This window comes from Mesorhizobium sp. B1-1-6 (genome assembly GCF_006443035.1).
Lineage (GTDB): Bacteria > Pseudomonadota > Alphaproteobacteria > Rhizobiales > Rhizobiaceae > Mesorhizobium.
Map to the genome: position 1 here is coordinate 243,397 of NZ_VFWR01000002.1, position 19,997 is coordinate 263,393.

General features: G+C 64.1%; 24 protein-coding genes. 11 read left to right on the plus strand and 13 right to left on the minus strand.

The window, feature by feature from the left end; genetic code table 11:
• Positions 1-69 precede the first annotated feature (69 nt).
• Both FJ979_RS04765 and FJ979_RS04770 read left to right on the plus strand, forming a co-directional pair.
• On the plus strand, positions 70-633 hold the full coding sequence (locus FJ979_RS04765) for a peroxidase-related enzyme (RefSeq protein ID WP_140580157.1): 564 nt from the start codon (positions 70-72) through the stop codon (positions 631-633).
• Positions 634-759: 126 nt separating this feature from the next.
• Positions 760-1,083, plus strand: a complete 324-nt coding sequence (locus FJ979_RS04770; RefSeq protein ID WP_140492873.1) for a YciI family protein — start codon at positions 760-762, stop codon at positions 1,081-1,083.
• Positions 1,084-1,086: 3 nt separating this feature from the next.
• Here the strand turns inward: FJ979_RS04770 and FJ979_RS04775 are convergent, their stop codons facing one another.
• Positions 1,087-1,701, minus strand: a complete 615-nt coding sequence (locus tag FJ979_RS04775; protein WP_140580158.1) for a LysE family translocator — start codon at positions 1,699-1,701, stop codon at positions 1,087-1,089.
• A gap of 383 nt (positions 1,702-2,084) precedes the next feature.
• On the opposite strand from FJ979_RS04775, the gene FJ979_RS04780 reads away from it, so the two are divergent.
• A complete protein-coding gene (locus FJ979_RS04780) occupies positions 2,085-2,711 on the plus strand; it encodes a DUF1062 domain-containing protein (protein WP_140492870.1) in 627 nt (208 codons plus the stop codon).
• A 61-nt stretch (positions 2,712-2,772) separates the two neighbouring features.
• Here FJ979_RS04780 and typA read toward each other — a convergent pair whose 3' ends face one another.
• Positions 2,773-4,602 (minus strand): translational GTPase TypA, encoded by a 1,830-nt coding sequence (gene typA / locus FJ979_RS04785; protein WP_140492867.1) that lies wholly within the window; start codon positions 4,600-4,602, stop codon positions 2,773-2,775.
• A 253-nt stretch (positions 4,603-4,855) separates the two neighbouring features.
• Between typA and FJ979_RS04790 the strand changes: the two genes are divergently transcribed.
• Positions 4,856-5,083, plus strand: a complete 228-nt coding sequence (locus tag FJ979_RS04790; RefSeq protein ID WP_224684559.1) for a hypothetical protein — start codon at positions 4,856-4,858, stop codon at positions 5,081-5,083.
• An 87-nt stretch (positions 5,084-5,170) separates the two neighbouring features.
• On the opposite strand, the gene FJ979_RS04795 is transcribed toward FJ979_RS04790, so the two are convergent.
• Complete coding sequence (locus FJ979_RS04795) at positions 5,171-6,454, minus strand: MFS transporter (protein ID WP_181168541.1); 1,284 nt, start codon at positions 6,452-6,454, stop codon at positions 5,171-5,173.
• 74 nt (positions 6,455-6,528) lie between these two features.
• Here FJ979_RS04795 and FJ979_RS04800 point away from each other — a divergent pair, with 74 nt between their 5' ends.
• Both FJ979_RS04800 and FJ979_RS04805 read left to right on the plus strand, forming a co-directional pair.
• A complete protein-coding gene (locus FJ979_RS04800; RefSeq protein ID WP_140566696.1) occupies positions 6,529-7,146 on the plus strand; it encodes a TetR/AcrR family transcriptional regulator in 618 nt (205 codons plus the stop codon).
• 44 nt (positions 7,147-7,190) lie between these two features.
• On the plus strand, positions 7,191-7,784 hold the full coding sequence (locus FJ979_RS04805; protein WP_140554860.1) for a hypothetical protein: 594 nt from the start codon (positions 7,191-7,193) through the stop codon (positions 7,782-7,784).
• 115 nt (positions 7,785-7,899) lie between these two features.
• On the opposite strand, the gene FJ979_RS04810 is transcribed toward FJ979_RS04805, so the two are convergent.
• Entirely contained in the window at positions 7,900-8,067 is a 168-nt protein-coding gene (locus FJ979_RS04810) for a hypothetical protein (protein ID WP_140492852.1), read from the minus strand.
• A gap of 308 nt (positions 8,068-8,375) precedes the next feature.
• Between FJ979_RS04810 and FJ979_RS04815 the strand changes: the two genes are divergently transcribed.
• Positions 8,376-9,293, plus strand: a complete 918-nt coding sequence (locus FJ979_RS04815; RefSeq protein WP_140518068.1) for an SMP-30/gluconolactonase/LRE family protein — start codon at positions 8,376-8,378, stop codon at positions 9,291-9,293.
• A 23-nt stretch (positions 9,294-9,316) separates the two neighbouring features.
• On the plus strand, positions 9,317-9,523 hold the full coding sequence (locus FJ979_RS04820; protein WP_013892236.1) for a 4-oxalocrotonate tautomerase family protein: 207 nt from the start codon (positions 9,317-9,319) through the stop codon (positions 9,521-9,523).
• Positions 9,524-9,526: 3 nt separating this feature from the next.
• Here the strand turns inward: FJ979_RS04820 and FJ979_RS04825 are convergent, their stop codons facing one another.
• From FJ979_RS04825 to FJ979_RS04860, 8 genes are all read right to left on the minus strand, one after another.
• Entirely contained in the window at positions 9,527-10,057 is a 531-nt protein-coding gene (locus FJ979_RS04825; RefSeq protein WP_140492845.1) for an NADPH-dependent FMN reductase, read from the minus strand.
• A 30-nt stretch (positions 10,058-10,087) separates the two neighbouring features.
• Complete coding sequence (locus tag FJ979_RS04830; protein WP_140492842.1) at positions 10,088-10,708, minus strand: pyridoxamine 5'-phosphate oxidase family protein; 621 nt, start codon at positions 10,706-10,708, stop codon at positions 10,088-10,090.
• A gap of 23 nt (positions 10,709-10,731) precedes the next feature.
• On the minus strand, positions 10,732-11,406 hold the full coding sequence (locus tag FJ979_RS04835; protein ID WP_140492839.1) for a septation protein A: 675 nt from the start codon (positions 11,404-11,406) through the stop codon (positions 10,732-10,734).
• A gap of 51 nt (positions 11,407-11,457) precedes the next feature.
• On the minus strand, positions 11,458-13,293 hold the full coding sequence (gene ftsY / locus FJ979_RS04840; protein ID WP_140580161.1) for a signal recognition particle-docking protein FtsY: 1,836 nt from the start codon (positions 13,291-13,293) through the stop codon (positions 11,458-11,460).
• Positions 13,294-13,305: 12 nt separating this feature from the next.
• Complete coding sequence (gene mtaB, locus FJ979_RS04845; RefSeq protein WP_140580162.1) at positions 13,306-14,631, minus strand: tRNA (N(6)-L-threonylcarbamoyladenosine(37)-C(2))-methylthiotransferase MtaB; 1,326 nt, start codon at positions 14,629-14,631, stop codon at positions 13,306-13,308.
• Positions 14,631-15,515 carry a diaminopimelate epimerase gene (gene dapF, locus FJ979_RS04850; RefSeq protein WP_140518073.1) on the minus strand — a complete coding sequence of 295 codons (885 nt, stop codon included), beginning with the start codon at positions 15,513-15,515 and terminating at the stop codon, positions 14,631-14,633. Before dapF ends, mtaB begins: the two co-directional genes overlap by 1 nt.
• Before the next feature lie 72 nt (positions 15,516-15,587).
• Positions 15,588-15,749 (minus strand): DUF1328 family protein, encoded by a 162-nt coding sequence (locus tag FJ979_RS04855; protein ID WP_140518074.1) that lies wholly within the window; start codon positions 15,747-15,749, stop codon positions 15,588-15,590.
• Positions 15,750-15,838: 89 nt separating this feature from the next.
• Positions 15,839-16,858, minus strand: coding sequence for an MBL fold metallo-hydrolase (locus FJ979_RS04860; protein ID WP_140524971.1), 1,020 nt, complete (start codon positions 16,856-16,858; stop codon positions 15,839-15,841).
• Positions 16,859-16,987: 129 nt separating this feature from the next.
• Here FJ979_RS04860 and FJ979_RS04865 point away from each other — a divergent pair, with 129 nt between their 5' ends.
• The 3 genes from FJ979_RS04865 (at position 16,988) to zapE (ending at position 19,394) form a co-directional block, all read left to right on the plus strand.
• Complete coding sequence (locus FJ979_RS04865; RefSeq protein WP_140492821.1) at positions 16,988-17,431, plus strand: hypothetical protein; 444 nt, start codon at positions 16,988-16,990, stop codon at positions 17,429-17,431.
• 136 nt (positions 17,432-17,567) lie between these two features.
• The gene (locus FJ979_RS04870) at positions 17,568-18,107 is read left to right on the plus strand and encodes a protease inhibitor Inh/omp19 family protein (RefSeq protein ID WP_140492818.1); all 540 of its coding nucleotides are present in this window, start codon (positions 17,568-17,570) and stop codon (positions 18,105-18,107) included.
• 27 nt (positions 18,108-18,134) lie between these two features.
• Entirely contained in the window at positions 18,135-19,394 is a 1,260-nt protein-coding gene (gene zapE, locus FJ979_RS04875) for a cell division protein ZapE (RefSeq protein WP_140566682.1), read from the plus strand.
• Between the two features lie 21 nt (positions 19,395-19,415).
• Here zapE and FJ979_RS04880 read toward each other — a convergent pair whose 3' ends face one another.
• A complete protein-coding gene (locus FJ979_RS04880; protein WP_140492811.1) occupies positions 19,416-19,844 on the minus strand; it encodes a GNAT family N-acetyltransferase in 429 nt (142 codons plus the stop codon).
• Positions 19,845-19,997: the final 153 nt, after the last annotated feature.

Genomic DNA, 19,997 nt, shown 5'->3' on the forward strand with positions numbered 1-19,997 from the left:
AAGGTTTGACGGCGTGCCAAGAATTATCGCAATTCGGCGGCAGCCGGCGACAAACGAGGAGGAATGCCCATGACCGACAAGATCACCGCGCTCGATCTCGCCGCCGCTGAACTGAGCGATGCGACCAGGACCTATTTCGCCAAATGCGAGGAGAAGCTCGGCCTGGTCCCCAACGTGTTGCGCGCCTATGCCTTCGACGACAAGAAGCTGCGTGCCTTCACCGACATGTACAATGATCTGATGCTGGGTGATTCAGGCCTGTCGAAGCTGGAGCGCGAGATGATCGCGGTCGCTGTCTCCTCCATCAACCATTGCTACTACTGCTTGACGGCGCATGGCGCCGCCGTGCGGCAGCTGTCGGGCGACCCTTCGCTCGGCGAGATGATGGTAATGAATTTCCGCGCCGCCGATCTTTCATCGAAGCAGGTCGCGATGCTGGAATTCGCGGTCAAGCTGACAGAGGAGCCGGCCAAGATCGTCGAAGCCGACCGCGCGGCCCTGCGTATGGCCGGCTTCACCGATCGCGACATCTGGGACATCGCCTCCACGGCCGCCTTCTTCAACATGTCGAACCGGGTGGCGGCGGCAATCGATATGCGCCCGAACTCCGAGTACCACGCCATGGCAAGGTGACGAGCAGGCTACCTGCTCATATATTAGCCACCTCTCATTCTCATTGCTTGTTTGCCGGTTTGGTCCGATGATCGCCGGGCGGCATGACCGCATGCCGGTTCGATGCCGCCGACAAGGGAGGAGAACATGGCGAAATTTCTCTATGTCTATCACGGCTCCGGCAAGATGCCGACCGAGGAGGCCGAACGCAAAGCCGCGATGGATGCCTGGAACGGCTGGTACGGCAAGCTCGGCTCGGCCGTGGTTGACGGCGGCAATCCGGTCGGCATGTCGAAGACGGTGCTGCCCGACGGCAAGGTCGAGAACAATGGCGGCAGCAACCCGACCGCCGGCTACACGATCGTGGAAGCCAGGGACATCGACGATGCCGTCGCCAAGGCCAGGGATTGCCCGATCCTGATGAACCCGGCCTTCAGCGTCGAGATCGCGCCGATCGTCGAAATGATGTGACGGTCACGAGCGCGCCGCGATCGCCGCGGCTGCACCGGCCATGGTGGTGGCGCTGACGCGGTTGGCAATTCTCATGGCGCGCTTGCTCTTCAGGAGCTTGCGCGCCTGGGCGGCGGCAAGCACCCAGGCAAGGTCGATGATAACAAGCACCACCGCCATGGTCGCCGTCAGCTCGATCCAGCCAACCACCGTCACCGAAGCAAGGTCGATGATGGTCGGCAGCAAGGCCAGGTAGAACATCATGATCTTGGGGTTGCCGAGCGTCACGGCCATGCCGGCGAAGAACAGTTTGCCGGGCGAATCCTCCCGCGGCATCTCGCCTTCTTTCGCTTCGACAGGCGCGGTCCACATCTTCCAGGCGAGGTAAGCGAGATAGGCGACGCCGACCCATTTGACGATGACGAAAGCGAAATGGAAAGTCTGCGCCACCACCGCCAGCCCGAACACCGCCAGCGACAGCCAGATGCCCTCGCCGATCCACATGGCGAGCAGGAATGGGAACACGTCGCGAAATCCCTTGGCGATGACGCGGGCGACGAGTGCCGCGATCGAAGGGCCCGGCGAACCGGCGGCCACGAAAAGCGCGGCGGCGAAGATCACGAGCGAGGTGAGGTGCATGGGGAGGATCTCGGCTTGAAAACCTTCAATGCCAGATATTAGCGCAAGCTATCGAGCTTCGGTAGCATCAACATGCTTGCCGGCCCGGCATCTCGCGGCTAGATAGATCGCCGCGAAACAATTTCGAGCTTCACTTTGCCTACGTAACTGCCGGTCTCGTCAACTCCCCCGACACAATGCATGGCGCCGCCACAACGGTGCCTTTTTTCATTTCATGTGTTCCTCTGGGCGGCGGTTCGAGACCGGTTTGGCACTGCTGAACCGCTGCCGCGCGCGCCGCGACGCCTGATCCCAAGAACCGCAGCCTACCGCCACGCCGTGCCCGCCTGGGCATCTCGACATCGCCGACCTGATGAACTTCCCGATGGGAAGGGCTTATCGGCATGTCTTCTATTCTGCGCATCCGCTGGACGGTCGCGCCTCAAATCGCACCACGTCCCCTCACCACCTGCAATCGCTGCGGCGGCATCAAAGCCTATCGCAGCAGCGGAAAGTTCCGCGTCAACGCCAACGGCAAGCGCATTGACGCCTGGCTGATCTATCGTTGTATCAACTGCGACAATTCCTGGAATTTCGGCATTTTTGAGCGCCGCAACCGCCGCGACATCGAGCCGGCGCTGCTGCGGGCGCTGGAGAGCAACGATGCAGCACTTGCCCGGCGCCATGCATTCGATGTGACCGCACTGCGCGGCCAGGTGGGGCGTGTCGAGGAGTTTCCCGACGTCGACGTGCACAAGACGGCGCTTGGCGGGACAAGCGAAGCTGCAAGCGTGCTGGAGCTCCGGCTCGGGCTCGAAATGCCGATATCGCTGCGGCTCGATCGTTTGCTCGCCAACGAACTCGGCATCTCACGGTCGCGTCTTCAAGCCCTGGAGGAGAAAGGCCTGTTGGTTGTCGATTGCGACGGGGCCAAGGCTTTGCGCAAGCCGGCACGCGACGGGACGACGGTCCGCGTCGATCTGGCCGGCAAACCCGACCGGCAGGCCATCATATCTGCCGCCAGGGGATGAACGGCAGAGGGGCGAAGCACCTGGTGCTCCGCCCCTCCCGGATACGATCAGAAAGCAGAAATTACGCGGCGCCGACGGCCTTGGACGATTTCTCGAAGCGCTTGCGCTCGTTGGGATCCAGATAAAGCTTGCGCAGGCGGATGGTCTTCGGTGTCACCTCGACCAGCTCGTCGTCCTGGATCCAGGCCAGCGCGCGCTCCAACGTCATGCGGATCGGCGGTGTCAGCTTGACCGCCTCGTCCTTGCCGGCGGCGCGGATGTTGGTCAGCTTCTTGCCCTTCAGCACGTTCACTTCCAGGTCGTTGTCGCGGGAGTGGATGCCGATGATCATGCCCTGATAGACCTTGACGCCCGGATCGATGACCATCGGGCCACGATCCTCCAGGTTCCACATGGCGTAGGCGACGGACTCGCCCTGCTCGTTGGAGATCAGCACGCCGTTGGTGCGGCCGGGCAGTTCGCCCTTATAGGGCTCATAGGCATGGAACAGCCGGTTCATCACGGCGGTGCCGCGCGTGTCGGTCAAGAGTTCCGACTGGTAGCCGATCAGGCCGCGCGTCGGCGCGTGGAAGACGAGGCGCTGGCGGTTGCCGCCGGAGGGGCGCAATTCGACCATCTCGGCCTTGCGCTCGGACATTTTTTGCACGACGACACCGGCATGCTCCTCGTCGACGTCGATGACGACTTCCTCGACCGGCTCCAGCAATTCGCCGTTCTCGCCCTTCTGCATGACGACGCGCGGCCGCGACACGGCGATTTCAAAGCCCTCGCGGCGCATGGTCTCGATCAGCACGGCAAGCTGCAATTCGCCGCGGCCCGACACGAAGAAGGAATCCTTGTCGGGCGATTCCTCGATCTTGAGCGCGACATTGCCCTCGGCTTCGCGCAGCAGGCGGTCGCGGATGACGCGGCTGGTCACCTTGTCGCCTTCCGTGCCGGCCAGCGGCGAATCGTTGACGAGGAAAGACATGGTCACGGTCGGCGGATCGATCGGCTGCGCGTGCAGCGGCTCGCTCACGCTCAGGTCGCAGAACGTGTCGGCGACGGTGCCTTTGGACAGGCCGGCAATGGCGACGATGTCGCCCGCCTGCGCTTCCTCGATCGGCTGGCGCTCGAGGCCGCGGAAGGCCAGTATCTTGGAAATGCGGCCGGTTTCGATCTGGGTACCGTCATGATGCAGCACCTTGACCGCCTGGTTGGCCTTCAGCGTTCCGCTCTCGATGCGGCCGGTGATGATACGGCCGAGGAACGGATTGGCTTCCAGGATAGTGCCGATCATGCGGAACGGGCCGGGATGCACGGTCGGCGCGGGCACATGCTTGAGGACGAGGTCGAACAGCGGCGACAGGCCCTGGTCCTTGGGACCTTCCGGATTTTCCGAGACCCAGCCGTCGCGCCCCGAACCATAAAGGATCGGGAAGTCGAGCTGCTCGTCGGTGGCGTCGAGCGCGGCAAACAGGTCGAACACCTCGTTGACCACCTCGACATGGCGGGCGTCCGGCCGGTCGATCTTGTTGATGACGACGATGGGCTTCAAGCCGACCTTGAGCGCCTTGCCGACGACGAACTTGGTCTGCGGCATCGGGCCTTCGGCGGCGTCGACCAGCACGATCGCCGAATCCACCATCGACAGGATGCGCTCGACCTCGCCGCCGAAATCGGCGTGGCCGGGGGTGTCGACGATGTTGACGCGGGTACCCTTCCAGTCGACCGAGGTCGCCTTGGCCAGGATGGTGATGCCGCGTTCCTTTTCGAGGTCGTTGGAATCCATGGCGCGTTCGGCGACGCGCTGATTGTCGCGGAAGGCGCCGGATTGTTTCAGAAGCTGGTCGACAAGGGTGGTCTTTCCATGGTCGACGTGCGCGATGATCGCGATATTGCGGAGGTTCATGATCTGGTCTCGGGAGCGTTGCAGGCAGCAGGCCAAAAGGCGCCGCCTCTTTCGTGTTGCGCGGCTCATACAGGGTTTTTCGCATTTGCGAAAGAGGAAGCGCGACACCAAATAATCATCAAATCTTAAGCATCGCCATGTGAAATGGTTTTGTTAACCAAGGCGGGAACCTTTTGCGGGCCCGGGCAGTTCGAACACCATGACCAACGCAGTCGTCAAATTTCGGCCGATTCTCGCAACTGCGGCTCTCGCCGTGCTGCTGGCTGCCGGCGCCGCTCAATCCGCGGCGACGCTCAAGGAAGCGCGGCCCGCTCTGCCGAACGATGTCCCGAGCGCCGAACAGGTCTTTGCGGATGCGCCCGATGGCGTCGATCCGGTGGTGACGGGGCCGGTCAGCGCGGCCTTCAAGCAAAGGCAGCAAAGCGCCAACTGCGATAGCGCGGTTTGGCCCAACGTTCCGATAGTCTGCTATCCCGACTGATCGGCTGCGCCGTCGGCGAACTGCCAATCTCCCCCTTTATCGAAAGATCGCCAATCCAAACCGACGGCACACTCGTTCGAAGGCGCACTATGCCGCTTGCGGCTCCGGGTCGAACGCCGGCCGGCTGGTGTTGATCAGGAGCGAGATACAGGCGGCGGCAATCGCGGTCATGCCGGCGATCAGGAAGGCCAGTTCGTAATTGCCCTGCAGTTCGCGCATGGTGCCGCCGAAGAAAGCGGCGGTTGCCGCGCCCACCTGATGGCCGGCGACGATCCAGCCGAACACGATCGGGCCGCTGCGGTCGCCGAAGGCTTCATTGGCGAGCCGCAGCGTCGGCGGCACGGTGGCGATCCAGTCGAGACCGTAAAGCACGGCGAAGATGATCAGACTGGTCGCCGAAAAGCCGGAATAGGGCAGATAGATCAGCGAAAGGCCGCGGATCGCATAATAGACGCCGAGCAGCTTGCGCGGATCGAAACGGTCGGTGAGCCAGCCCGACAGCGTGGTGCCGATCAGGTCGAAAATACCCATCATCGACAACAGGCCAGCCGCCTGCACCTCGTTGATGCCCATATCGCCGCAAAATGCGATGAGATGCGTGCCGACCAGCCCGTTGGTGGTGAAACCGCAGACGAAGAAGGTGGCGAACAGGTACCAGAAGACGCGCGTGCCGGCGGCGCGGCGCAGCGTGGTCAGCGTGTGGGTCAGGAAATTGCCTTGTGCCGCCGGCGGTACCGGCGGCACGTCGTCGGCTTCCGCGCCGTAGCGCACCATGCCGATCGATGCCGGGCGTTCCGGCACCAGCAGCAGCACCAGCGGCACCAGACAGGCCGTTGCGAGGGAGATGGCGGTGACGACCGGCTTCCAGCCGCCCGACTGCGCCAGCGAGGCCAGCAGCGGCAGGAAGACCAGCAGACCGGTGGCGCTGGAGGCCGACATCAAGCCCATGACGAGGCCGCGGTTGGTCTTGAACCAGCGGTTGACGATCGTGGCGCCGAGCACGGTGGCGACCGCGCCGGAGCCGACGCCGGAAAACACGCCCCAGGTGATCAGCAGATGCCATGGCTTGGTCATCAGCAGGCTGAGCGCGGTGGAGGCCGACATCACGACAAGCGCGGCAAGCAGCGTGCGCCGCAGCCCGATCCGCTCCATCAGCGCGGCGGCAAACGGTCCGGTCAGGCCGTAGAGGAAGATGCCGACCGCGGCAGCCAGCGACACCACGTCGCGCCGCCAGCCGAAACTTTCCTCCAGCGGCAGCATCATGACGGCTGGCGCGGAGCGCAGGCCGGCCGCGATCAGCAGGCAGAGAAAGATGACGGCGACCACGACGAAAGCGTAGTGCTGGCCAAATGGACGGGATTGAGCTAGCATGTTACTGACCGGTACGTTGCAGGATGGAAACATGTATACGTACCGATCGGTAACAGTGTCAACCGAGACCGCGAATGCCACCAGACAATAAAATTGAACCGTCCATCAGCAGCGCTCACGCGTCGGGTCCGCCAAAGGCGGCGGAAAAGATACTCGGCGTGGCGCGCGACCTGTTCTACCGGCGAGGCATCAGGGCGATCGGCGTCGACGAGATCGTCCGGCGCGCCGGGGTCACCAAGCCCAGCCTCTATCGCAGCTTTCCCTCCAAGGACGAATTGGCCGCCTCTTATCTGCGCCGATACGACCTCGAATTCTGGGAACGCTTCGACGAGGCGGTGAACGCCCATCCCGGCGATCCGCGCGCGCAAATCCGAGCCTTCCTGACCCGCGTCGGCAAGCGCACGCAGAAGCCTGACTATCGCGGCTGCGGCATGACCAATGCGGCCGTAGAATATCCCGAGCGCGGCCATCCGGCACGCGTGGTGAGCGAGGACAACAAGCAGGAACTGCGCCGCCGCCTGCGCGCCATGGCCGCCGCAATGAATGCCGCCGACGCCGACACGCTGGGCGACGGTCTGCTGCTTCTGATCGAAGGCGCCTATATCAGCGGCCAGTTGTTCGGCGCCGGCGGCCCGGCGGCGTCGGTAGCCGTAAACGCCGATCTGCTGATCGAGGCGAGCTTGAAGAAATAGCATTTGGCGATAGGCTGCTGCGACCTCCAACGGAGATGTCCGCGATGCGCAGCCTGGTTCTTCCGCTCGTTCTCGCCAGCGTCTGCCAGGCAGCGCATGCCGGCGAGATATCGAGCGCCTACACCGATCTCGACTGGAAGAACGACTGCGTCACCTATGCGCAAGCCGGGGACGGCGATGGCGACTGGGCCGACCTCGCCTGTTCGGGCTATCGTGGATATCCGGTGCTGATCGCCTATGACGATGCGCGCGAATCGCTGTTTTATGGTTTCCCGCCCGGCGGCGACATGACATCGGTGTGGGAAAGTTTCTCCGGCTTCAATTCCTCAGGCGCCAGGATCGAGTGGCGCATCGAGACCGACGGCGACAAGGCGGTGCCGTTCGCGGTCATTCACCGCCGCTCGATCAGCAATCCGGAAGACGAGAAGAAACCCACCGACGTGCTGCTCGTCTCCAAGGTCGCGCAAATGGATGCGCGCGACGGCTGCACGGTCGCACTGGTGCTGGCTACAGGAAATCCTGCCGCCAACGATCAGGCGCGCAAGCTTGCCGACGAGAAAGCACGGTCCTTCGCCTGCGGCAAGGACCGGCGCACCGTCATCGGCGAGGTGCCGGCTTTCGGGCGCGTCGACAATTGAAGGACAAGCGTTCGCCGCTCGCCGACGTGTCAAATGCTTCTGTTTTCACGCGCCCTCGTCATCACCGTTGAGGAACAGCAATGTCCCGGAGCGCGCGAATCTGCTTGTTGTGGGCTCAGCCGTAGATCTGCTTGTGGACCTGATAAAGCATTTCCGAGCGGTCGGCGCGCATGTCGGCCAGATCGCGGCTGGAGAAGCTGTCGATTTCAGCGACGAGGCGGTTGTAGTTCTTGCGCTTGGCGATGCTGCTGCGGGCGCGGGTCAAGAGGCTGTCGAGGATCATAGCGAGTTTCCTTCTGGGCCGCATTTGGCGGCCGGTTTCTTCCTCCCTTGATCGATACGGAGCATGACATAGGAATAGTGCATCGCAAAAAGAAGATGTTGCAATGCACCATTGCGCTATGTGCATAGCCGGTTAATGGCGCCTGAACGCCACCCCCGGCGCCGGCGCATTGCCCTTCCGTGATGGGAATGCCGGTTCCTGTCGTTTTGTCTTACAAATTGCGGAAATGTCATCGCCGCCGACCTTGCCATATCGATCTCCTGCTGGCTTGATCGCCGCCGGATCGCCAACGTTACCGGGAGGAAAGAATGGCCGCCGCCGACTACGAAATTCTCGATCCGCGTTTTGCGCGGCTGTTCAACGGCAATGCGCAAGTGGATAAGCTCTTCACCGGCTGCCGATGGGCGGAAGGGCCGGCCTGGTTCGCCGCCGGCCGCTATGTCGTCTGGTCCGACATCCCGAACAACCGCATGATGCGTTACGACGAGACCGACGGCAGCGTCAGCGTGTTTCGGCAGCCATGCGGCAATTCCAACGGCAACACCGTCGACCGGCAGGGCCGGCTGGTGACCTGCGAGCATTCGGGGCGCCGCGTGAGCCGCACCGAGTTCGACGGTTCGGTCACCACCATCGCCGCCAAATGGAAGGGCAAGCGGCTGAATTCGCCCAATGACGTGGTGGTCAAGTCGGACGGCTCGATCTGGTTCACCGATCCAACCTACGGCATCGACACCGATTACGAGGGCGACAGGGCCGAGAGCGAGATCGGCGCCTGCCATGTCTACCGGGTCGATCCCGGTACCGGCGATGTCGAGGCTGTCATCACCGACATGGTCAGGCCGAACGGGCTGGCTTTCTCGCTCGACGAGAGCAAGCTCTATGTCGTCGACACCGGCCGCACGCATGGCGCGCAGAACCCGGCGCATATGCGGGTATTCAATGTCGGCGAGGGCGGCAAGAAGGTCTCGGGTGAAAAAGTCTTCGCCGACTGCACCGCAGGCCTGTTCGACGGCTTCAGGCTCGACGATGCCGGGCGCATCTGGACTAGCGCCGCCGATGGCATCCATTGCTACGATCCGGACGGAACGCTGATCGGCAAGGTCAAGGTGCCCGAGGTGACGGCCAATTGCGTGTTCGGCGGCGCCAAGCTGAACTGTCTCTACATCGCCGGCACCACCTCGCTCTACATGGTCCGGCTGATGGTGAACGGCGCCAAGACCTACTGAGCTGAATTAAAGGGGAGGACGTCATGCCATTCGTCAACATCCGCATCGTCAAGGAAGTGATCGCCGCCGATCCGGCCGGCAAGAAAGCCGACATCGCCAAAAAAGTCACGGCGGCGATCATGGACGCCACCGGGCTCGGCAATGACGATGTCTGGGTGGTCTTCGAGGAGGTCAACGCCCGCGACTGGTATGTCGGCAAGACCGATGTCGAGACGCTGAGAAAAGGGTAGGCGCTAACGCGCGCGAATGAAATCCGCGAAAGCGGACAACGCATCTCGCATTGCCAACGCGTTCGCCTGCTCCCCCAGGACGGCCTCCACCTCAGCTGGCTTCTTGCCGAGCAGCCCGATCTCCAGCCCGCCGTCATGAAGCGCGAAGGACATGGTGCGCATGATCTCCGCCAATGCGGCGCGGGCATAGAGCGAGCGCGGCGAGGCGTGCACCAGCATGGCCGGCTTGTCGACGGCGGCATCGCGCGAGACCAGCCAGTCGAGCGCATTCTTCAGGCCGCCCGGCACGCCATGCGCATATTCCGGGCATGAGATGATGACGCCGTCGGCGGCGGTGACGGCATCGATCAGCCTGGACGCTTCGGACGGCGTCCGCTCACCCTCGTCGTCGGGGTTGAAGATCGGCAGCAGGCCGAGTCCTTCATGGATGGCGACGCGGCAGCCCTCTGGCGCGTTCCACGCCAGTGCCGCGACCAGGCCCGAATTGGTGGAGGCCGCCCGCAGGCTGCCGGAAATGGCAAGGAGGTTCAGCAAGGCGACGCTCGGACGAATCTTCCGCGCAGGCTACCACATCGTCTGCTTGTATTCGTCGTCCAGCCAGCGGTCGGTCGCCTCGGCCGAATCGGCGAGCGCCAGTTGGTCGCGCAGGATCTGACCGAGCGTCGGCAGCGTGGCGCGGTCGTACCAGCTGTTGGGCTTCCACAAGTCGGAGCGCATGAAGGCCTTGGCGCAATGCATGTAGGCGGCCTTGACGGCGACCACGACGACGCTCTGCGGCTCCTTGCCGTCGACGGCCAGCCGTTCGCGCAAACCCGCGTCGACGGTGATGCGGGCGTCGCCGTTGACGCGCAGCGTCTCGTTCATGCCGGGAATGAGGAACAGCAGCCCGACCGACGGGTTGAGCAGGATGTTCTCCAGCGTATCCAGCCGGTTGTTGCCGGGCCGGTCGGGGATGGCGATGGTCCTGTCGTCAAGCACGGCGGCGAATCCTGGCTTGTCGCCTTTGGGCGTCACATCGGCATTGCCTTCGCCGTCGGAGGAGCCGATCAGCACGAAGGGGCTCTTGCCGATGAAGGAGCGGCAATGGCCGTCCAGCGCCTTCAATTCCTTGCGGATCGAACCATCCGTCGGACGCGGCGTCTTGTAGATCGTCCGCAGCTCTTCGCGCGTGGTAACGAATTCCATGGCACTCCCCCAATTTGCAGGCCTTACTTGCCGGCCTTCTCTTCGCCGCCGGTCTTGTCGTCCAGCGAATGGCGCAGGATCAGCGGCATCTGGCTGAAGGTGAACAGAAGCGTGATCGGCATGATGCCCCAGACCTTGAAGGTAACCCAGGCATCGGTCGAAAAATTCCGCCACACCACCTCGTTGACGAGGGCCAAGAACAGGAAGAACAGACCCCAGCGGAAGGTGAGTTTTCTCCAGCCCTCGGCATCCAGCCTGAAGGCGGAATCGAAGACGTAGCCGAGCAGCGATCTGCCGAAGAACAGCCCACCGAGCAGCACGCCGCCGAACAGCGTGTTGACGATGGTCGGCTTCATCTTGATGAAGATGTCGTCCTGCAGGTAGAGCGTCAACGCGCCGAAGATGAAGACGACGACGCCCGACACCATCGGCATGATCGGCAGGGTGCGGGTGAGTAGCCACGACGCGACCAGCGCGATCGCGGTGGCGGCCATGAACAGGCCGGTGGCGACGAAGATCGGGCCGCCGAATTCAGCCAGCGCCGGGAATTTCTGCGTCAGCCATTCGCCGCGCGCATTGGCGAAAAAGAACACCAGCAGCGGCCCTAGCTCGAGAACGAGCTTGAGCAGCGGGTTGACGCCTTCCTTCTTCTCTTTCTGCGGGTCGGACGGATCGCGTTCGAGAATGGGTGGGTTCATATCTTCCTTCTTACGCACGATCCGGTTGAAGCAACTTCCGGGATCATGCCGTTAGGCAACGCCAGCGATCGCCCTGGCGAATTCGCTTGCCGAGAACGGTTCGAGGTCGTCGACCTGTTCGCCGACGCCGATGAAATAGACCGGCAATCTGTGTTTTGCCGCGATCGCCACCAGAATACCGCCACGCGCCGTCCCGTCCAGCTTGGTCATCACCAGGCCGTTGACGCCGGCGATGTTGCGGAAGATCTCCACCTGGTTGAGCGCGTTCTGGCCGGTGGTGGCGTCGACCGTCTGCAGCACGGTGTGCGGCGCTTCCGGATCGAGCTTGCCCAGCACGCGCACGATCTTCTCGAGTTCCGCCATCAGCTCGGCCTTGTTCTGCAGGCGGCCGGCGGTATCGATGATCAGCACGTCGGAGCCTGCTTCCTTCGCTTTCTCGAAAGCATCGTAGGCGAGGCCGGCGGCATCGGCGCCGAGCTTGGAGGCGATGACCGGCGATTTCGTCCGCTCGCCCCAGATCTTGAGCTGCTCGATAGCGGCGGCGCGGAACGTGTCGCCGGCGGCGAGCATCACCGACAGGCCGCCATCGGTCAGTTTGGCCGCCAGCTTGCCGATGGTCGTGGTCTTGCCGGTACCGTTGACGCCGACCACCAGGATGACATGCGGCTTGTGGCTGAGATCGAGTTCCAGCGGCAGGGCGACGGGGGTCAGCACCTTCTCGACCTCCTGCGCCATCACGGTGCGGACCTCGGCGTCGGAGACATCCTTGCCGTAGCGGCTGGCGGCCAGCGAATCGGTGACGCGCAAGGCGGTCTCCAGCCCGAGATCGGCGCGGATCAGCACGTCTTCCAGGTCCTGCAGCGTGTCGTCGTCGAGCTTGCGCTTGGTGAAGACGCCGGCAATGTTGCCCGACAATTCGCGCGAGGAGCGGGCAAGCCCGTCCCGCATGCGCTGGAACCAGGAGCGCCGCGGCGCCGGCGCCGGCGCCTTCTGCGGCTCGGCCTTCTGCTCCACCTTTCTGGCGACCGTTACCTTTCCGGGGGCGGGCGCAGGCTTCGGCGGGACGGGAACTGCCTCAGGTTCCGGCGCGATTTCGGCGCGTACAGGCCGCGGCTCGATGGGCGCAGGCTGGCGAATTGGCGGCGAGATTTCGGCGGCGGTTTCGGCACTGGGTGCCAGGTTCTCGATAGGCTGGCGCTGCCCCTCACCCTTACCCTCTCTCCGTGAAGGACGGGGAGAGGGAGGCGTTGGCGTTGCAGCTTCTTCCTTCTCCCCGTCACTATACGGGGAGAGGGTGCCGGCAGGCGGATGAGGGGCGGCGCCGGCCTGTGAAGGCTGCGCGGAAGACGGTGTCGCAGGAATCTCGATTGGCGCCGGCGTCTCGACCGGAACTTCGGCGGGCGTCGGTACTTCGGCGGGTGCCGGTTCCGGCAGCTGCTCCGGGCGCGACGGGACAATTTCCGGCTCGGCGGGCGCTGGTTGCGGTACCTCCTGCGGCCGCGGTTCGGGCGCAGGCTCCGGAATGGCCGGGGGTGTCGGAATTTTCTCAGGGGCCGGCGGCTCCGGGCGCTCTGGCGCCGGTGCCGGTTCCTCCTCCGGCAGCGGCTCCGGCAGCGGTTCCGGCTCGGGCGGAATGGTCGGCTCCGGCACCGGCGGAATGGCCGGGGCAGGCTTGGGTGTCGGCTCCTCGGGCGGCGCGGGCTCGACGGGAGGCTGAGCCTGGGTCTCCTCCCGCTTCAGGAATTCCGGAACGGCCTGCTCGGCCGCCGGCTTCAGCGTGTCGAGCTGATCCCATTTGATCGGCGGCAGCGGGGCGGTCTCGTCGACGCGCTCCTCGACGACCTCCTTCTTGCCGAACGAAAATATCTTCTTGAAGAACCCGGCCATCTCTTGCGTTTCTCAGGCGGCACGGGCGGCAAGCGGAGCCGCGATCAGCCGGGCGCCGTCATGACCGGTGACTGTTGCTTCGACGATCTCGCCCGGCGCGCCGGTGGCGAGCGCGGCGAGCGTAAACCCTTCGGTGCGGCCGAGCCCGTCGCGCTCGATCAGGATCGACTGGCGCGTTCCGGAGAGCGACGACAGATGGCGGCGATATGCCGTCTCGCCGGCGGCGCGCAGGCGGGCGGCCCTCTGCTTGATCACTTCGCGGCGGACCTGCGGCATGCGCGCGGCGGGCGTGCCTTCGCGCGGCGAAAACGGAAAGACGTGCAGGTGGGTCAGCCCGCATTCCTCGACGATCTTTGCCGAATTTTCGAACATCGCCTCCGTCTCGGTCGGGAAGCCGGCGATGATGTCGGCGCCGAAGACGACGTCAGGGCGCAGCTTGCGCACGTCTTCGCAGAAGCGGATCGACTGATCGCGCAGATGCCGACGCTTCATGCGCTTCAAAATCATGTCATCGCCGGATTGCAGCGACAGATGCAGATGCGGCATCAGCCGCGGCTCGGTGGCGATGGCGTCGAGCAAATCGTCGTCGGCCTCGATGGAATCGATGGAGGAGAGGCGCAGGCGCTTCACGTCCGGCACCTGGCGCAGGATCGTCTTCACCAGCCTGCCGAGTTTCGGCGCACCCGGCAGGTCGGCGCCGAAACTGGTCATGTCGACGCCGGTCAGCACGATCTCGGCATAGCCGTTGCCGGTGAGCCGCTTGACCTGTTCGACCACGGCGCCCATCGGCACCGAGCGTGAATTGCCGCGGCCATAGGGGATGATGCAGAAGGTGCAGCGGTGGTCGCAGCCATTCTGCACCTGCACGAAGGCGCGTGCCCTGCCCTCGATGGCATCGACCATATGGCCGGCGGTCTCGCGTACGGAGAAGATGTCGTTGACGCGCGCCTTCTCGCTGTCGTTGACGCCGAAATCCGGCAGCGCGCGATAGGAATTGGCCTTCAGCTTCTCCTCATTGCCGAGAACGAGATCGACCTCGTCCATGGCAGCGAAATTCTGCGGCTCGGTCTGCGCCGCGCAGCCGGTGACGATGATGCGAGCCTCGGGGTTGTCGCGGCGCGCCTTGCGGATCGCCTGTTTGGCCTGGCGGACCGCTTCGCCGGTGACGGCGCAGGTGTTGAAGATGATGGCGCCGCCAGCCAGCCCACCGAGGCCCGCAGTTTCGGCCTCGCGCCGCATCACCTCGGATTCATAAGTGTTCAGCCGGCAGCCGAAGGTCACCAGTTCGATGCGATTGGGGCCCTTCCCCACATCGCCATCCTTGAAAGGAGCGGGCATCAGGCCGCGCTTTCGGTGTCGCGCGCCCAGGCGCCGCTCGAGGGATCGAAGCTGCCGGAAAACTCCCATTCGGCCGCACCGGTCAGGATGACATGGTCGTTTTCAAGCCATTCCACGTGCAGCGAGCCGCCGCCGGGGGTCAGTAGATTGACGCTGCGCCCGGTGCGCCGGGTGCGGGCCGCAGCCACGACGGCGGCGCAGGATGCCGTGCCGCAAGCCTTGGTCAGGCCGGCGCCGCGTTCCCAGGTGCGGATGATCATGCTGTCGGGCGAGGTCACCTGCGCGATGGTGATGTTGGCGCGCTCGGGGAAGATCGGATGGTTTTCGAGCAGCGGTCCGAAGCGGTCGAGTTCGTAGGACCAGACGTCGCGGTCGACCCAGAAGATGGCATGCGGATTGCCCATGGAGACGACCGAGGGCGAATGCAGCACCGGGGCGTCGATCGGGCCGACCTGCAATTCGATCATGCGGGTATCGCGAAACTCCTCAGCGAGCGGAATGTCCCGCCAGCCGAAGCGCGGCGTGCCCATGTCGACCGAGATCGAGCCGTCGGCATGTTCCTGCGCGTTGAGGATTCCGGCGACGGTCTCGAAGGTGAATGTCTTTTGTCCGGTCTCGGCCGCCAGCGCCTGGACGACGCAGCGCATGCCGTTGCCGCAGGCCTGCGCGCCCGAGCCGTCCGAATTCAATATGTCGATGAAATAGGCCGTACCCGGCGTCCGCGCCTCATGGATCGCCATGATCTGGTCGAACCGCGTCGAGGCATCGGCGTTGAGCGCGATCGCAGCTGTCGGCGTCACCCGGTCGGCACGGCCGCGCATGTCGGCAACGATGATCTCGTTGCCGATGCCGTTCATCTTGGCGAAAGGGGCGGTGCCTGCCATTTCTTCCGGTCATTCCGTACTGTTTGCCGCTATATGGCGGAAAAGGGCGGGAATTACCAGTGCATCGCGCCTTCAGGTGACGGCGAAGACGCCGAGCACGATCAGCAGGAATATGATCAGCACGATACCGATCAGGATGCGCGCGCCGGTGGCGGCCGCACCTGCTAATGCCGGCATGCCGAGCAGGCTCGCAGCGGCGGCGATAATCAGGAGAATGATGATCCATTTAAGCATGGAAATGCCTCGCAAAGCGATAGAAATCGAAGCCCCTTCAACAAACGCGCCGGTGGCGCTCGGGTTCCGCCGGCCGCGGCCGGCCCCGGTCAAAGCGCCGCTTCCTGCGGCACGTCCCAGACCTCACCTGGCCGCAAGGCGCGAAAACGTTCGCGCGGCAGGCCCTCGGCCTCCAGCGCCTCGTCGAGCTTGCGTGCCGGCTCGTCGATCGGTTCGTCGGTGAGCTGGAACGTGCCCCAATGGCAGCCGGCCGCATAGGCGGCGTTGCACAATGTCATGCCTTGCACCGCCTCCTCCGGGTTTTGATGCTGCGAGGCCATGAACCAGCGCGGCTCATAGGCGCCGATCGGCAGGATGGCGAAGCGGAAGCCGCCGTGCTTGTGAGCCATGAGCCGGTAGTTGATGCCGTCATGGAAGCCGGTATCGCCCGCGAAATAGATCCGGCCGGCCGGCGTCTCGATGACGAAGCCGGCCCATAGCGCCATGCGCCGGTCGCGTGTGCCGCGCGCCGACCAGTGATGCGCCGGCTCGACATGGACGGCCACGCCATCGCCGATGTCGACCCTGTCGCCCCAGTCATGCGCCGAGAGCCGCATGCCGGGAACCGCCCCGCCAATCAGGACGTCATTGCCGAACGGGGTCACCACCAGCGGGTCGTGCCTGGCCTTGAGCTGCTTCAGCGTCGCGATGTCGAGATGGTCGTAGTGATTGTGGCTGACCAGCACGAGATCGATCGGCGGCAGGTCGGCCAGGGCGATGCCCGGCGCGTTGACGCGTTTCGGCCCGACGAAGGAGAACGGCGAGGCCCGCAGCGACCATACCGGATCGGTGAGGATGTTCAGGCCCGCGGTCTGGACCAGCAGCGTGGAATGACCGACCATGGTCACGGTCAGGCCGGCGCCCTCGACACGTGCAGGCGGCTTTGCCTGCGGAAAGGGGCTCGGATTGGTGGCCGGCCATTTCGAGCGTTGGCCATTGAACTGCCATTTCAGCAGATCGGCGAAACGCGCCGGCGGCTGGCCGCCGGGATTGAAGAACAAGATTCCGTCGAAATGATCGCTGGGCGGGCCGTTATAGTAGCGATTGGCGGCTTTCGGTCTCGCAGCCAATTTGCGGCTCCAGCGAATTTCGTCTTGATAGACATAGCCCTTGTGCCGGCTGGCGCAAGCGTTTGCCGGCCGAATGCCAACGGCCCGGGCGGCCGGCTTGAGTAGGATCGGATTGGGGAGGACGATGCCATGGCGATGAAGCGGACCAGGACACCATGGATGAAGGCCGGGGATTTCGGCCGCTCGCTGGCGCGCGGCATCGGCGTCAACCTGCTGGTGAGCGACATGGCGGCCATGGAAGCCTTCTGCCGCGACGTGCTCGGCGCCGATATCATCTATGCCGACGAGGATTTCGCGGCGATCGAGCTGCTGGGCTCGGTGTTCATGCTGCACGCCGACCATTCCTATCTCGACAATGCCATGACAGGGACGATCGCCGGCGCCGAGACACGCGGCGCCGGCATCGAACTGCGCCTTTACGGCGCCAATCCGGATGCGGTCGAGGCCGCCGCGCGCGATCACGGCCACATCGTGCTGGCCGGAGCGATCGACAAGCCGCACGGCCTGCGCGAGAGCTATGTCGTCGGACCGGACGGCTATATATTCGTGCCGAGCGCTCCGCTGGCCGGATGATAGCGACAAATTTGCAACAATTCTTGGCGCAAACCCTATTTTAACCATATCGGGTTGAAATTTCGCCACCTTCTCCATCTTGGTGGAGGGCGACATTGTGCGGACGGCAGCCCCGCCGGATCCGACGGAGGTTGAAATGACTTTTTCGAAAACAGCCCTGGTGGCCGTATCGCTGGCGGCGCTCGTTGCGAGCGGCTGCTCAACCTCACGGTTTTCCTCGATGGATGACCAGCAGCCGGCGCCGCTGCAGCCGGCGCCGTCCGGTCAGGTGACGGCCAACCAGTTGCCGCCCCCGGCCTCCCCCGGCACCACGGATCCTTCGCAATTCCCGACCGCCCCGCAGAACAGCCAGGTCGCCTCCTTGCCGCCGGACGGTTCGGCGCCGGCGGGTGCGCCGGACCTGACCGCGGCCAGTGTCGCCGGCGTATGGAACGCCAGCGTTTCCGGCCAGAGCTGCAAGGTGGCGACGCCGCAGACCAAATTCGGCGCCGGTTTCCGCGCCGGACCGCTGCATTGCCCGGCGCCGATCGACGGCATCAAGTCATGGAACGTCGCCGGCAAGCAGTTGACGCTTTACGATGAGAATGGCGGCACGCTGGCACGGCTCTATTCCTCGGGCGGCTCGAAATTCGACGGCCAGACTTCCAATGGCCTGCCGATCTCGCTTACAAGGTAAGCCAATCCCTCGACAACGACGTGACCTATGCATCTGCGTGACGGCCTCCAGACCCATGTGACCGTCAGGCAGCGTTACGACCATCTGGTCGACACCGGTGCCATCGAGCGCGATCCGGCGCAGGAGCGGATCGTCACCGCTCTCGACCGGCTGATATCAGAGATTTCGGTGAAGCGGCTGGCGCACAAATCGAGCGCGCTTGGCTGGCTCTTCGCCCGAAGGCGCGAGACGCACGAGGCGGTCAAGGGCCTCTACATCCATGGCGGCGTCGGCCGCGGCAAGACCATGTTGATGGACTTGTTCTTCGAGCTGCTGCCGGTGCGGCGCAAGCGCCGCGTGCATTTCAACGACTTCATGGCCGAGGTGCAGGACCGCATCCAGAAGCACCGGCAGGAGCGCAAGGACGGCACGGTGAGGGAAGACGATCCGATTCCGCCGGTGGCGCGGGCGCTTGCCGAACAGGCCTGGGTACTGTGTTTCGACGAGTTCTCGGTCACCGACATCGCCGATGCGATGATCCTGTCCCGGCTGTTTTCGGCGCTGTTCGCCAGCGGCGTGGTGCTGGTGGCGACGTCGAACGTGGCACCGGAAAATCTCTATCGCGACGGGCTGAACCGTCAGCTTTTCCTGCCCTTCATCGGCATATTGGAACGGCACGCGCAGGTGCTCTCGCTCGATGCCGACAAGGACTATCGGCTGGAAAAGCTTGCCCGTACGCCGGTCTATGTCACGCCCACCGATGCGGCGGCCGATGAGGCGATGGACGCGGCTTGGCAAACGATGACCCGCGGCGCGCCGACGGCCGAGACGTTGCTTGCCGTCAAGGGCCGGCAGCTGGCCGTTCCGCGCGCCGCCGGCGACGCGGCGCGTTTTTCCTTCGCCGATCTGTGCGAGAAACCACTCGGCGCGCGCGACTATCTGGCCCTTGCCGACCGCTTCTCGACCATCTTTATCGACCACATTCCGGTGCTGGGTGAAGGCCGGCGCAACGAGGCCAAGCGCTTCATCCTGCTGGTCGACACGCTCTACGACCATCACATCAGGCTGGTGGTAAGCGCGGAAGCGCCGCCGCAGCAACTCTATGTGGCCAAGCGCGGCGTCGAGGTGTTCGAGTTCGAACGCACGGCTTCGCGGCTGATCGAGATGCAGAGCCGCGACTGGCTGGAGGATTGGGCGGAGCGGCGGAAGGCGAAGACGACGCCGGAGGCGCGGCAGGCGCCGGCTACGCCGCCTTCGTCCCAGGGCGGAGCGACGCAAAGCGAAGCGCGCACCCTAGGACGAAGATAGGCCGAACTCCTGTCAGCCTCGCTACAGTTGATAAACATACATGAGGAAGCTCTCTGCTGACTCGTGCGTCTCCTCGCGCGACTCGTAAAGCGCGCGGGCGGCACGGTTGTCCGGCTCGGTGCCGACCCAGGCTTCTTCGCAGCCATTCTCCCTGCCGATCGCAAACATCGCGTCGAGCATCTTTCGCGCGATGCCCTGGCGCTGGAAGGCCGGCGATACGCCGACCTCGTCGATGTAGAGCTCCGTCGCCTTGTCGGGATGACGGTGAATGATGGCGGCGCATTGACCGACGGTCACGCCGTCGGCGAGCGCCACGACCATGAAGTGGCCGGGTTCCCTGAGATAGACTGCCAATCGATCTGGCCTGACCGGTTCGTCGAACACATCCTCGGCGACCCGCATCACAAGGGCGTCATTGCCGGCATCAAGTCTTACGATCTCCATCTTCATCGTGTAGATTTTCCCCAGTCGAGTTTTCAAACTTTTACGTTTACGTAATTCCCGGTCACTCTAACCGATTGAAAACGCTCGCTCCAAAATAATCGTTTGAATTTACGCGGCGCCGGGGCTATTGGGTGCGGCGAAATCTCGCGGGATCCCCGC

Coding starts and splice junctions, on each gene's coding strand:
- FJ979_RS04815 (WP_140518068.1), top strand. CDS start 8,376: ATGGCCGCCGCCGACTACGAAATTCTCGATCCGCGTTTTGCGCGGCTG.
- FJ979_RS04820 (WP_013892236.1), top strand. CDS start 9,317: ATGCCATTCGTCAACATCCGCATCGTCAAGGAAGTGATCGCCGCCGAT.
- FJ979_RS04775 (WP_140580158.1), bottom strand. CDS start 1,701: ATGCACCTCACCTCGCTCGTGATCTTCGCCGCCGCGCTTTTCGTGGCC.
- FJ979_RS04795 (WP_181168541.1), bottom strand. CDS start 6,454: ATGCTAGCTCAATCCCGTCCATTTGGCCAGCACTACGCTTTCGTCGTG.
- FJ979_RS04835 (WP_140492839.1), bottom strand. CDS start 11,406: ATGAACCCACCCATTCTCGAACGCGATCCGTCCGACCCGCAGAAAGAG.
- FJ979_RS04765 (WP_140580157.1), top strand. CDS start 70: ATGACCGACAAGATCACCGCGCTCGATCTCGCCGCCGCTGAACTGAGC.
- FJ979_RS04805 (WP_140554860.1), top strand. CDS start 7,191: ATGCGCAGCCTGGTTCTTCCGCTCGTTCTCGCCAGCGTCTGCCAGGCA.
- FJ979_RS04830 (WP_140492842.1), bottom strand. CDS start 10,708: ATGGAATTCGTTACCACGCGCGAAGAGCTGCGGACGATCTACAAGACG.
- FJ979_RS04870 (WP_140492818.1), top strand. CDS start 17,568: ATGACTTTTTCGAAAACAGCCCTGGTGGCCGTATCGCTGGCGGCGCTC.
- FJ979_RS04865 (WP_140492821.1), top strand. CDS start 16,988: ATGGCGATGAAGCGGACCAGGACACCATGGATGAAGGCCGGGGATTTC.
- FJ979_RS04800 (WP_140566696.1), top strand. CDS start 6,529: ATGCCACCAGACAATAAAATTGAACCGTCCATCAGCAGCGCTCACGCG.
- dapF (WP_140518073.1), bottom strand. CDS start 15,515: ATGGCAGGCACCGCCCCTTTCGCCAAGATGAACGGCATCGGCAACGAG.
- FJ979_RS04810 (WP_140492852.1), bottom strand. CDS start 8,067: ATGATCCTCGACAGCCTCTTGACCCGCGCCCGCAGCAGCATCGCCAAG.
- FJ979_RS04770 (WP_140492873.1), top strand. CDS start 760: ATGGCGAAATTTCTCTATGTCTATCACGGCTCCGGCAAGATGCCGACC.
- zapE (WP_140566682.1), top strand. CDS start 18,135: ATGCATCTGCGTGACGGCCTCCAGACCCATGTGACCGTCAGGCAGCGT.
- ftsY (WP_140580161.1), bottom strand. CDS start 13,293: ATGGCCGGGTTCTTCAAGAAGATATTTTCGTTCGGCAAGAAGGAGGTC.
- mtaB (WP_140580162.1), bottom strand. CDS start 14,631: ATGCCCGCTCCTTTCAAGGATGGCGATGTGGGGAAGGGCCCCAATCGC.
- typA (WP_140492867.1), bottom strand. CDS start 4,602: ATGAACCTCCGCAATATCGCGATCATCGCGCACGTCGACCATGGAAAG.
- FJ979_RS04880 (WP_140492811.1), bottom strand. CDS start 19,844: ATGAAGATGGAGATCGTAAGACTTGATGCCGGCAATGACGCCCTTGTG.
- FJ979_RS04780 (WP_140492870.1), top strand. CDS start 2,085: ATGTCTTCTATTCTGCGCATCCGCTGGACGGTCGCGCCTCAAATCGCA.
- FJ979_RS04855 (WP_140518074.1), bottom strand. CDS start 15,749: ATGCTTAAATGGATCATCATTCTCCTGATTATCGCCGCCGCTGCGAGC.